The sequence below is a fragment of the Ruegeria sp. H3 genome (genome assembly GCF_056533095.1).
Window position 1 is genome coordinate 1 of the sequence record NZ_JBQFOD010000027.1, and the last position, 13,106, is coordinate 13,106.

At 55.6% G+C, this 13,106-nt stretch carries 6 protein-coding genes, 1 tRNA gene and 1 pseudogene; 2 read left to right on the forward strand and 6 right to left on the reverse strand.

The annotated features are described in order from the left end of the window. Nucleotides 1-479 precede the first annotated feature (479 nt). Nucleotides 480-2,180, forward strand: coding sequence for an aspartate-alanine antiporter (gene aspT, locus ACR0JE_RS19265; RefSeq protein ID WP_480865307.1), 1,701 nt, complete (start codon nt 480-482; stop codon nt 2,178-2,180). Nucleotides 2,181-2,287: 107 nt separating this feature from the next. On the opposite strand, the gene ACR0JE_RS19270 is transcribed toward aspT, so the two are convergent. Continuing rightward, nucleotides 2,288-3,919, reverse strand: a complete 1,632-nt coding sequence (locus tag ACR0JE_RS19270) for a bifunctional aspartate transaminase/aspartate 4-decarboxylase (protein WP_480865308.1) — start codon at nt 3,917-3,919, stop codon at nt 2,288-2,290. 151 nt (nt 3,920-4,070) lie between these two features. Here ACR0JE_RS19270 and ACR0JE_RS19275 point away from each other — a divergent pair. Further along, a pseudogene (locus ACR0JE_RS19275) lies at nt 4,071-4,281 on the forward strand (transposase); the annotation flags it as partial. Nucleotides 4,282-4,473: 192 nt separating this feature from the next. On the opposite strand, the gene ACR0JE_RS19280 reads toward ACR0JE_RS19275, so the two are convergent. From ACR0JE_RS19280 to ACR0JE_RS19300, 5 genes are all read right to left on the reverse strand, one after another. Further along, complete coding sequence (locus ACR0JE_RS19280) at nt 4,474-4,971, reverse strand: invasion associated locus B family protein (protein WP_480551621.1); 498 nt, start codon at nt 4,969-4,971, stop codon at nt 4,474-4,476. After that, nucleotides 4,972-7,536: an autotransporter family protein gene (locus tag ACR0JE_RS19285; protein WP_480865310.1), complete on the reverse strand. Its 2,565-nt coding sequence runs from the start codon at nt 7,534-7,536 to the stop codon at nt 4,972-4,974. A 325-nt stretch (nt 7,537-7,861) separates the two neighbouring features. After that, nucleotides 7,862-11,245 (reverse strand): error-prone DNA polymerase, encoded by a 3,384-nt coding sequence (locus ACR0JE_RS19290; protein WP_480865311.1) that lies wholly within the window; start codon nt 11,243-11,245, stop codon nt 7,862-7,864. Then, entirely contained in the window at nt 11,242-12,720 is a 1,479-nt protein-coding gene (locus tag ACR0JE_RS19295; protein WP_480865313.1) for a Y-family DNA polymerase, read from the reverse strand. Before ACR0JE_RS19295 ends, ACR0JE_RS19290 begins: the two co-directional genes overlap by 4 nt. A 157-nt stretch (nt 12,721-12,877) precedes the next feature. Continuing rightward, nucleotides 12,878-12,954: transfer RNA gene (locus ACR0JE_RS19300), tRNA-Met, on the reverse strand. Nucleotides 12,955-13,106 lie beyond the last annotated feature (152 nt).

The window sequence follows — 13,106 nt, forward strand, 5'->3', positions numbered from 1 at the left end:
ATGACAGATGCCCAAAGGTATTCCTTTCGGCCATCGCTCTAGCAGCTACCGTACTGTTCTGGCTGTAAATCAATGAGTCTGGAGCCTAGGCACTCCCGGCTATGCTCATCAAGGATATTCAGCCTCCGAAAGGCTTTGCCATCTTCAGATATGCTGCCTCTCGACCGAGTTCCGGAAAGAGCCCCAAAGCAGACATTAGATTTTAGGCGCACTCGAGCGGTCAATAAAAAATGCATTTGTTTCCCAATTGACCGAGGAAATCATCGAAATGGCCAAGCTCATTCCCAAAAAGACAAAGAGCGAATGGCGTGACATGCATTCCAAAGATAGTTTTTTTACCTACCCTTCGTAAGAGTATGTTCCCGGTAGTTTCATACAGCCCAAACAACGTCGGTTGTCTAAATTTTTTTGTTTTCAATACAGTAAGTCGCTGTATCTTGAGGAGAAACGACCAGCGTTCGGACTCTGGAGATTTCACAATGGAATTGATTACAGAACAGCTTCGTACCTTTCCGATCATGGCACTGTTTCTTTGTCTGGGTCTTGGATATAGCGTCGGAAAGTTTCGGGTTGGAAAGTTTGAATTAGGGGGCATTGCCGGCACATTGTTGGTGGCGGTCTTTATCGGCCAGATCGGCGGTATCAACCTTAGCACCGATGTTCAGAATGTGTTCTTTTCCCTCTTCATATTTATGGTTGGTTACAACGGCGGACCTCAGTTTTTTGCGGCCTTGAACCGAACTGCGCTGACCAAGTTACTGGCCGCGTTTATGATGACCCTCTGGGGGTTGTTTTTTGTTATTGTTGTTGCACGGCTGGCGGGCTTGGATAAAGGGCTAGCAGCGGGGTTGGCAGCTGGTGGCCTGACGCAATCAGCAATCATTGGCACGGCTGGAAACGCCATCGATCTGCTTGGGCTCGCCGCTGATGAGGCGGAAAAATTGAAAACCAACATCGCCGTAGGATACTCGGTTACTTACATCTTCGGCTCGATCGGCCCGATATTGGCAGTTAGTGTCATTCCAATCATCATGCGTGTCGACCTACGGCAAGAAGCGATTAAGCTGGCTCAGAAACTCAGCGGCGGCGGTCGCAAACTAGAGGAAGGTGAGTTCCTTCCGATGAACCGGTTCGACGCCCGCGCCTATCAGGTAATTGCTGATGCAAGCATTGCCGGAAAATCCGTCAAGGATATCGAAAGTGACTATGATGGCGATCTGATCGTCGAACGGTTACTCCACGATGGCGCTCCTGTGGATCCGACCCCTGAAATGGTAGTCAGTGCCGGAGACGTTGTGGTCGTCTCCGGCCTCGTTGCGACTTTGACCCAGTTCGAGGGGAGCGCCAGTGGTGAAATCGGAGAGTATCCTCCTGAACTGACAGTTGTAGAGGAACGTCGCAACGTCGTGGTCACCAACCGCAAACTGACCGGCAAAACCTTAGCAGAGTTGCGCGAGGCACTGACGGCGGATCAAAGGCGCGGTGTTCATATCTCAAAGATCAACCGCATGGGCCATGATGTCCCCGTCCTGCATGACACTGAGATCCACGCTGGGGACGAGATCAGTATTGTCGGTCACAAGGACGACCTAAACCGAGTTGCCAAACTTGCGGGCTATGTGCCGCCTTCGGCCTCAGTCACCAATTTCATTGCATTGGGGATCGGCGTAGCCATCGGCTATCTGATCGGCGAGATCAGCTTTGTCATCGCAGGAACGAAGGTGGCTTTGGGGTCCGGCCTCGGTTGTCTGATTACAGGATTGATCATCGGCTATTTGCGCATCCGGCAACCCAAAATCGGCGGTATTAACCGTGGGGCCGCGAATTTCCTTCAGAGCTTTGGGTTAGCTGTGTTCGTTGGCGTCGTTGGCCTCAATGCAGGCCAACCCGCACTAGAGGCAATCCAGGAATATGGGATCACACTGCTGCTTTTGGGTGTTGTGGTTACATTGATGCCCATGATCGTGCAGTTCCCGATCAACTATTTCGCCCTGCGTATCAAGAATCCGGTTGAGGCCTGTGCGGTTGTGACCGGTTCACGCTCGGGCAATCCAGGATTTGCGACACTCTTGGAAAAAGCCGGGAACTCAACACCCACACCTGCCTTCACCATGACCTATGCCGTGGCCAATATCTTCCTCACACTTTGGGGACCTTTGGTTGTGGCTTTCGTTCCGTAGGTCAAACCGGAAATAGACACGACAATCTGGATCATGGCTTAGAAGGGTGAGATCAGCATGTGTGGCAATCACCACGCTGATCCGCTTCTCAACGCTGTTGCTAGATCTCAACCATGCAAAGGCAGTCCCTTCGAGGCACGGTAGGCTTGTACGTAGCCAGTGGCCACCGCGCGCACTGCTCTTCCAATCTGGCGGTAAGCACTATCATCCAAATTGGCGAACGATACCCGCGCCGACCAGTTTGGTGCGTCAAAGCCCGATCCATTCAACAACACGATCCCGTGGTCCTGAGCCAATTTGAAGGATATATCGAGCGGGTGGACATTCTCTTTAATCCACTCGACCACCTCTTCGCCCACGTATTTACGAAGCCAGAACTCGAAATCGATAATACCGTAGTATTTGTCAAACAGCGGGTTGTCAGGAACTTCGATACCCATCCCCTCTACTAGCTCGTCAAAGCGATGTTTCAGAATACCCCAGCAGAATTTCTGATAGGCCTTCTCTTCGTCCATGAGCTCGACCAGTGAGAACAAAGTCATCATCACCTGTTGTGGCAGCGATAGACCTGCGGTGTGGTTCAGCGCAACATCGCGGCTGTCGGCCACGATCCGGTCGATGAACTTGAATGAGGATGGATCAGGCGTCAGCGTTTCGTAGCGTGCGTTGACGACGGCCTTTGTTTCGTCCGAAGCGTCCGCAATCATCTTGTCGAAGATGTTGTTCTCAGCCACCAAAATCGCGCCTAAACGCCAACCGGTGCACCCAAAATACTTGGAGTAGGAATAAACCCCGATGGTGTTCTCAGTCAGGTGCCCCAGGATCGATTGAAAGTTTGGAACGAAGGTCCCGTACACATCGTCAGTCAAAATGATCAGGTCCGGGCGGCGGGTCTTTACGAACTCTACAAGCCGAGCCGAGACCTCGGGGCTGATAGCAACTGAAGACGGGTTGCCCGGGTTGACCAGAAAGAGTGCTTTGACTTTCGGGTCGGACAGAATTTCGAAATCTTCGTCGTTCAGTTGAAAGTGGTCCTCTTCCCTCGAAGATACATCCACTGTGTTCAGCCCATAGTCTTCAAGGACCGGCATCTCCAGATAGGGCGTGAAAATCGGTGTACCCAACGCAATCGTGTCACCGGCATTCAGCAATCGCTGGTTCTTGAGCGCTTTGAAGATGTAACACATAGCTGCGGTTCCACCCTCAACTGCGTAGATATCGAACTTCGCATCCGGTCGGTGCCCCGCGCACATCGCCCACATAACATATTCGTGCACAATCGCTTCGTTGTGTTCCATGCAACGGTCGGGCATCGGATAATGGTCGCCGACAATACCGTCAGTTAACTCGAGCACGAAATCGTCGGGCGTAAAACCAAATTTCTCAATCGCAAAATCAACGACGGCCACCAAAGTCTCCGCACCGGGAGGGCCGTTTCCTTCAGCCGATTTGGCGCAGTACGTTTTGAGCCGGTCATAACAGCCTGGCCCTTGCGGCATCCCAGCCAGACCGACCTCCGGCTCATTCCGATGGTGCTGAGCTTCCGTCATGGCGAACTGCCCTAGCAGGAAAAATGCCTCCCGCGCTTTGGTAGCGATCCAGTTGGGGTTCCCTCGACCGGCATTTAGGTATGGCAAAGCCATCTGCCGCGCCTCTTTTTGCGCCAACTTGATAAGTTCGTCTTTGATTTGGAAAGGACTTAGGTTCTCAAATTTATGCAGGTTGAGCGATTCTGACATGACATCAAATCCTTGCGCTAAAACAGATGACGTAGTTTAGCGGATCGTATGCAAGACAATGTGTCAATTAAAACAACACTAATTGAAGGGACTACTAATCCTCCCCCTGTGAAGTGGCCCACCCATATAGTTAGGAAACGGAGGATCAAATATGGGTATCAAGCGACACAAACCAGAAGAGATCATCACGAAGCTACGGCGGGTTGAGATGCCATGCGGCCAAGGCATGCCGCATGTTGATACAACGGAGGCAATTGCAGATACTGGAGCAGACATTCAACCGCTGGCGTAAACAGTATGGCGGAATGGGAACCGACCAACTGAAGGAACTAAAGCGGCTTCAGAAGGAGATTGACCAAGTTGGAGCAACCAAGCAGTTGAAACTTGGCGTATTTTCAACCGCACTATTTGTAACGTTTTAGCTGGACCTTGAATGCGATACACGCCTCAACCGATTTCCGGCCAATGTCTATGCTCACGCCTTATGACCAAATTGGACTCTGTAGAAGCGTCAGGGGATCCGTATCTGATTGATTGGCGTCAGCGACAACGGATCAAAGCGCATCAAAGGCTGCCGTGAAACCCGCTAATGACACAGGCACTTCAAGCGTTTGTCCACCATCCAGCGTATAGAGCGAGATTTGCACCGTGTTACTCTGTTTCATCTGATCCACAATCCCCGGCCCAAGTGTCAGGGGTACCACACAACCGAAATTCTGGCAGGTTCGCATCGGAAGATTCCACCGGGGGCCACCGTCGATGGACAGTGAAACACCCTTGGTGATGTCCAACCCAAATGGCACGATCACAATACCCGAGGCCGCGCCTTCGGCGTTTCGCTGCAGCTCAACCCGCAGCAGTAGGCCGGACTGGTTCTGCAGGTTCAGGCTTTGGCTCATGGCGCATTGCCGTTGATCAGCCTCTTGGGTGCAGTTCACTGTCCAGCTTTGATATTGCGTGGATGTCGTTTCTGTCGTCTGTGCCGAGCCCATGCCCGACACCGCGACAAGAGCGCCGCCGCCCCACGCCAGAACCCTGGATATGTTGATCATTCAGAACCGAACCTGCAAGCCTAATGTGGCTTCCAGTTCGTAACTATCCCCAAGATCATCAAGACCCGTCAGATAGTTCAGCGAACCAGAAAGCTCGTAACGTTCGTTCAGGATCATACGCGCGCCAAGGCCCAGTTCAATGCCGGTATCGTCGATCTCCTCGTTGAACTCCATCCCCCCGGCCGAAATCCGGGTGGTCGGGTCAAACTCGTGATAAAGGTTCACGACACCAAAATAGCTGCCGCTGCCGCGACTGTTGGCAAACCATTTGTTCGCGGACAGCCCAAGCCGTGCCAGTACGCTGTCGGCATCGTCAAAGACAACATTGTTGCCCGAACTGTCGGTGAAGTCATCCACATCCAGCGAGGCATAGGTCAGTTGCGCCTGAGGGATCAGGACCAGGCCTGGCTTAACCTCATAAGGGCGACCAACCTCAACCGAAATCGCGTATTGATCCGAGTCGATGTCGTTCTGTTCAAGCCCGGTGGAAGGATCGCGCGTATCGCTGGAGTTATCGTTGTACTGAAGCTGTGTGTCGACATAAAAGCCACGCGCGTCCAGCCAGGTAGCGCTAAGGGTCAGGCCCAGCGACGTCGTGTCGATATCACTGTTGCCCTGATCGGTCCGCACCGTGCTTGAGGCATCATCATAGCTGATCGCCACCCCACCGTAGAGCGCCCCATTGGCGAATTCGGACAGCAGCGTATCTGCCCCAACCGCTATCGTATAGGTGTCCGTCCGCACCGTGTTGATCCCTGCGTCCGACCGAACCGGCGCGATTTCGCTACGCCGTCCGGTGAGTTCCAGCCAGACCGGGGTATCCGGGTAGGACAGGACATCGCCATCGGTGCCAAAATCACGAACCCGCTGTCTGGTCGCATCCCCAGAAGGTGCAACAGCGGTTCTTGCGGCAGTGCGCGCCTGGAAACCGCGGACACGGTTCACTGATTGCAGGATCGAAGGCAAAGCCTCAAATGAGGCGATGCTAGATCCAACAAGGATCGGATTGCCGGACGCATCCAGACTGGACAGCACAAAGCTGCCGCTGCCAGTGTCGACAAGACGATAGCCAAAAGGACCCGCTACCACAATTTGTTCGCCGGTGGCTGTCTGAGACGTTCCATTCAGCGTGAAGATTCCATTTGACGCTCCCCCAACTTGGATAATTTCAATCCCATTGATGGTTTCGGCCCCGGCACCACCGATATTGTTGACCGACACAAAGGTCGTGCCCGAGGTGTCGCCTGCGATCTGAAGCATGTCGGTGGCCGACCCGTCACCGCCAAGTTCGACATCCAGCAGGATAGTTCCGCCAGTGCCGACAAAGTCACCACTGACAGTGATGACATCGCCCACCGATCCGTTCTGTGCCGAGAGCATACCGCCATTGGTGATATTCCCGGTCAGGCTGGTCGCTCCGGTATTCAGACGCAAACTGCTGCCTGATTGAACTGTAAGCCCGGTTCCGGCACCGCCATCACCCGCGGTCAGGCTGTTGTCGGTCAGTGTGATCGTCGAATTATTGGTAATCTCGATCACTTCGAAGTTGGTCACGTTTGCCCCAGCCAATGCACCGCTGCTGCCAAAGCGCAGCGTGTCGACAAAGCCGTCCCCGCTGGAGGAGTCGTCGCCACCGTCAAACAGGGTAACGCCGCTGAAATCACCTCCGGTGAAGTCTAAGGTATCGCTGCCATCGCCCAAGGTTATTGCACCCGTGACCGCAGCGCCCGAGTTTACGGTCACCGTGGCGTCAGACTGGTCATTGGTGATCGCCGTACCAGATGTGGCACTGACGGTGCTGCCTGAATTCAGGGTTATATTGACTGCCGTGCCAGCACCGGCCAGCGTCGCAATGCCTACACCTGTGCCGCCGGTTATAGCGCCTGATGTGGTGATGGAAATCGAACCCGAGCCCGTGTTCTGCGCAAATATGCCCGTGCGCCCACCGTTGGCGTTGACTGCGGTAATCGTTAGGTTAGTCCCCGCATTCCGCCCGTTAATCCCATCCGAAGAGGTGCCTGAAGCCGTTCCTGTGGACGTGATTGTCAAAGCGCCGGTGCCATTGTTACGCGCAGAGATGCCAATGTTTCCGCCACTTGTATCAACGGCAGAAATTGTCATATCGGTCGCCGTTCCGGCGTTGTTCGCGTACACCCCGGTACCGCTTGTCCCGATCACAACACCTGTAACCGTGATTGTCATCGCGCCCGTTCCTGTGTTGCGCGAGTAAATCCCCAAGTTCGCCCCCGCTATGACCGAGTTATTGGCATCCGTAAACGAAATGCTGTCACTGGAACGCAGATTGAACCCATTCCCGCTTGAGACCGTATGCCCAAACCCTGGCTGCGTTGTCACTATCAGAGGGGATGCGCCTGAATTCAGCGTAATGGTTGCGTCACCACCCGTTGCTGGACCCGAGCAAGAATAGGTTCCGCCCCCCGACGGCGTGCAACTGCCACCATATGCAGTGCGGCCATATGCGCCGACGACGGCAAGCGCCATGGATGAGGTCAGAAGAATATTGGATTTGCGAAGCGGAGCCGACAGGCTTTGATTTTTGGGCACGGGAGACAATTTCTTTGGACTGGTTACTGTCTCACCCTATCCAGTGAGCGGTACTTTTCCAAGGATCAAGTTAATTAAGTGTTAACACACTTCGCGATTCCACTTTGGCGCTCAATCTGTGATTGTTTGCCACGCATCTCAGGCAGCGGGAAATTCACCGTTTTTTGCCTTGATTAAGAGCTGCCTTAAGATCGCCTGTGCTGTCAAAATTCTACATGGAATGTGAAGCACAGCCGGAATTGTTATCGATTTCGTGACAATTTTCTCTTCCTTCAGGCTTTGTGCAAATAGAGTGCTGAATCCCGCAATCGCTACAAATGGCCGGTTAATGAAAATCCCGGCTTGGGAACAATCGCTTTGCCTGATCCCGCGGGTGCATTGCCCGCGCGGGATAGCGGGATCGTTTGAGCGTATCATCCGTGCGGGCAGCTTCGGTGCTCAGGGCCTCTGGCTGTGGATGCCCCAATTCGGACAGCTTATGCGATAAGTCCTGAATGTCCTGAGCAATCAAGTGCACGACGATCCCTTCGCGTTGCAGATACCCTGTCACCCGCAGCAAACGCGCCCCCATCACAATACGACGGAAGCGGTCATAAACCTTGGGCCAGACCACCACATTGCTGACTCCGGTCTCATCCTCCAACGTCAGGAAAATAACACCCGAGGCCGTGCCGGGCCGCTGGCGGGTGATGACAAGGCCACACACGCTGTACCGCCCCAGCGGCACCTGTTGCAAAGAGGCATGTGTGACCAATCCCGGCAATGAGGGGCGCAGCAGTTCCATAGGATGCGCCCGCAGGGTCAGACGGGTTGAGACATAATCCTCGACCACCTCTTCACCCAGTTGCATAACCGGCAGATTGACCTGCGGTTCGTGAACCATTTCTCCGTCGATTGGATCGTTGAACAACGGCAGAGGTTTCGGGCTTTGAATCGCCTTGACCTGCCAGAGTGCATCGCGCCGGGTCAGGCCCATATCCGAAAAGGCATCCGCCTCGGCCAGCCGCGTCAGCACATCTGGACGAAGCCCAGCACGCAGCCAAAGCGCCTCTGGGTCCGGGTAGCCATTGCCACGCGCGGCCACAATCCAACCTGCGTCTTCTTCCCTGAACCCCTTGATCTGGCGGAACCCCAGCCGCAGGGCCAGCGCGCCATCGGGGCGGCGTTCCAGAATATTGTCCCATTCCGAATGATTGACGCAGATGGGCCGCACCTCGACCCCGTGCTCACGCGCGTCGCGCACGATCTGGGCAGGGGCATAAAACCCCATGGGCTGAGAGTTCAGCAGCGCGCAAGCAAAGATCGCCGGGTAATGACATTTCAGCCAGGCCGAAACATAGGCCAGCATTGCAAAAGCGGCTGCGTGACTTTCGGGAAACCCATAATCGGCAAAGCCTTCGATCTGCGAGAAACAGCGCTCTGCCACCTCAATGTCATAACCTTTGTTCAGCATCCCCTTGATGAATTTATCCCGGAATGTGCCGATCGTGCCCATCCGCCTGAACGACGCCAGAGAACGGCGCAAATGGTCAGCCTCTTCCGCTGTAAAGCCTGCCCCGACCACCGCGATCTGCATCGCCTGTTCCTGAAACAGAGGCACCCCTAATGTGCGTGCTGTCACCTGCTCCAGTTCCGGGCCAAAGGGTTCCGGTTTTTCCTTCCCATTCCGTCGTCGGATATAGGGTTGCACCATATCCCCTTGGATGGGTCCGGGGCGAACAATGGCAACCTCGATCACCAGATCATAGAACTCGCGCGGTCGCATCCGAGGCAGAAAGTTCATTTGCGCCCGGCTTTCGACCTGAAAAACGCCGACCGCATCCGCGCGGCAGAGCATGTCATATGTGGCCGTGTCGCCCTGCGGCACCTTGGCGATGCTCAGATTCTCACCCTCATGCGCTTGCAAAAGATCAAAGGATTTACGCAGACAGCTGAGCATACCCAGCCCCAGAACATCGACCTTCAGGATGTTGAGCGCATCAATGTCATCCTTGTCCCAACAGATGACAGTGCGATCCTCCATCGCGGCATTCTCAATCGGGCACAGCTCATCCAGACGCCCCTTGGTGATTACGAAACCACCGACATGCTGAGACAAATGGCGCGGAAAACCGATGATCTCACCTATCAGGCGGAGGGTTTGCATCAGGCGACGATCGTCAGGGTCTAGCCCCAACTCTCGCACACGGTCCAGGTCAACGCCGCCATTGGTCATACCCCAGATCTGACCGGATAGCCCTGCGGTCACATCCTGCGATAACCCCATCACCTTTCCGACCTCGCGGATCGCCGCGCGGGTGCGGAAATGGATCACAGTGGCACATAGGCCAGCACGGTGGCGGCCGTATTTTTCATAGACCCACTGGATCACCTCTTCGCGCCGCTCATGTTCGAAATCGACGTCAATATCCGGCGGCTCGCCTCGGTATTTTGACACAAACCGTTCAAAAACCATGGCAATCTGACCCGGAGGGACATCCGTAATGCCCAAGAGGTAACACAGCACCGAATTGGCCGCCGACCCGCGCCCCTGGCAAAGAATACCTTGTGAGCGGGCAAACTGTACAATGTCATGTACGGTCAGGAAATATGCTGGGAACCGGAGGTCGGCGACCACCGCCAGTTCTTTGTGCATCAACTCGACCACCCTATCGGGCGGCTCATCAGGATAGCGGCGTTTTAACCCTTCACGCGCTAACCGTTCCAACCGAGCCTGAGGTGGCTCGTCTGTTGCGATCTCATCCGGGTATTCGTAGGACAGTTCACTCAGGTCAAAGCTGCAGCGGCTTGCAATCTCCAATGTGCGGTGCAGCGCGGCAGGATGATCCCGAAAGACACGCGCCATATCGGTGCCTGCCTTCAGCCGCCGTTCCCCATTGCGCAAGGCGCGCGTTCCTATCTGATCAATCGTAATATGTTCGCGCATACAGGTCAGCACATCGGCCAATTGTCTGCGACTGGCCCGATGCATCAGCACATCCCCCACCGCCACCATCGGCGCGCAGGCTCTTAGCGCCAGCCGGGCGCATTCGGCCAAATAGGCCTGATCGCTGCCATCATAGCGTGGCACCGCACCCAGAAAGACATGATTGGGAAAATGCCGCCGCATGGTCTGTATATCCGCTGCAGCCTTCTGCAAGCTGCTCTGAGGCAGCGCAATCAGCATTATGCCCTTGCACGCTGCCAGCAGATCCTGCGTATACAGCTCACAGTCCCCTTTATCCGCGCGTCGCTTGCCCAGGGTCAGCAATCGGCTGAGCCGCTTGTAAGCTGCCAGATCACAGGGCAGCGCCACCCAGTCCAATGAACTGTCGCGTAGCACCAGCCGACAGCCAACAATCAGCTTAGGCAATACCGGGCAATCTGGTCGGGCAAGGGCTTGCCTGTGCCCAACCTCCTGCCGCGACGATGAATCAACACATTGCTCAGACTGAATCTGCAACGGCTGCCCCGTCTGCCGCTTCAACTCTTTCAGAGCCGACCACGCGCGAACGACACCTGCCAGCGAATTGTGATCTGTCACAGCAATCGCGGACAACCCCAATTCAGCCGCGCGCAGCACCAGTTCTTCGGGATGTGACGCCCCAGTCAGAAAAGTGAAATTCGTGGTGACGCACAGTTCGGCATACCCGGTGCCCTGCGCATTGGCCTCCAGCGTATCACGGCGAAAGGCCTCTACCGGACGGTGGGTGCGGTTCACTTCGATCATGCGAACTCTCCCTGCACAAACCAGCCCGGATTCTGCGGCGTGTAAAACAGCCAGAGCCTGCGCCCTTGCAGGGTTTCCACCCGCCAGTAATCGCGCAGGCCAGAGCGCCAGCTTTCATCGGCCAACCACCATTCAGGGGCAATGCGCTCTGGTCCAGTCGCGAGGCTTGCTGTCAACGACATGCGCCGCCAGCGGAAACGCCTGGGTGGCTGTGGACCTGTTGCAGCAATCGGCTCGGGTGGGAACAGGCAAAGGGGGCGCGGGTGCTGGCTGCTCCACCCCCTTGAGGCTTCACAATAGGCTGCTGCCGCAATGATAAAGCTACGCTCGGGGATGTGGCTATCCGCCGGTAAAACCCGCTGAATATTCTCGAGCCCAACCCGAGTGCCTAGCCGGGTGATCAGGTCCTCTAACTGACCCTGCCCCCACCCCACAGCATGGCTGAGCTGTTGCACGGGTAGCTCTTCGACCTCCGCAGCCTCCAGCCGCAGCTGATCGATGCCAAACCCCGCATCTATTTCCCCTACCCCGCGTTCGAACAGCGGTAGGATACGATGAGGGGCGCGCAAGGGCCGGGCCAGACGCAGCTCAACCTGCTGATGCCCCTGATCTACCCGACGCAATGTCATGCAAAGCCTGCGCGCGCCCATCTCTTGCGCCTTCAGCTTGGCGCAGAGCTGCACCAACAGCCGATCAGCCCCCGCCATAACATCGGTCAGCAACCCGATCGGCTCTGGCAGGGTCATGCGCACGGCATAGCGGGGCGGATCGGCCAGTGGCATAATTTCTTCCGGCTGCGCTCCTAAGGCCTGATCCAGCCGAAGTAGCACCCCAGCCCCAAAGCGGCGCGCCAGTGGTGCGCGCGGGGCTGCGGCCAGCGCGCCGATTGTATGCAACCCCATACGCTGCAAAGTGACCGATGTCTCTTCATTCAGACGCAAAGCCGCCACGGGTAATGGGGCCAATGCCCCCAACATATCACCGATAGGTGCCTGCCCCTCACCGTAATGAGCCAGCGCCCAAGCCGCACCCCGCGTATCGCCGACCCCGATCTGCACCGACAGCCCTGCGCGCGCAAGCCGCCCGCGTAAATCGGCCAGCATCGCTGCCTCACCGCCAAACAGATGCGCCGACCCGGTGATATCCAGCACCAGCCCGTCGTCACCTTCCAGCCCCACCCAAGGGCAATATCGCATCGCCCATCGGCGCAGAATATGTAGAAAGCGCAAGTCTGACTGAGGATCAGCGATACCGCTTTGCAGGGTCGGGCAAAAAGCACGCGCATCCGCATACGCCATACCCTTATGCAGCCCTTGCTCTGCCGCCGCGACATTCATGCAGTAAATGCGATTGGCATTCCGTTGCTTGAGGGTCAGAACAAAAGGTCCGTCCATCGGGCACTGACGCAAAACCCGGTCAGTCGCCAACCGGGGAAACCACAATGAAATGATGCGCCGCTGCATCTCATCGAACATGTTAGCTTCCGTGTTCTTCTTTTGTTCTTTTTAAGTTTCTCCCTTTACGGAGTCGAGTCTTACGATCACGTGTAGACAAGCCCTGATGCGTCGATGTTTGATTTCGATGCGAACAGTCTATTTGACTGTTTGTGGCTCGACGTGGCTGTTTGGATATTGGTTGCGGGAGCAGGATTTGAACCTGCGACCTTCAGGTTATGAGCCTGACGAGCTACCGGGCTGCTCCATCCCGCGACACTTTTGTTGGCCTATCGCTTACGCTACTTGAGGCCTTGCGTTGGTCTACCGCCTATTCGGCTACTTGAGACCGGGTAGTGTTCTTTTCATCGTATTAGAGAGATATGGGCTTTTACTAGGTTTGGCGGTGACCTACTCTCCCGGGGCTT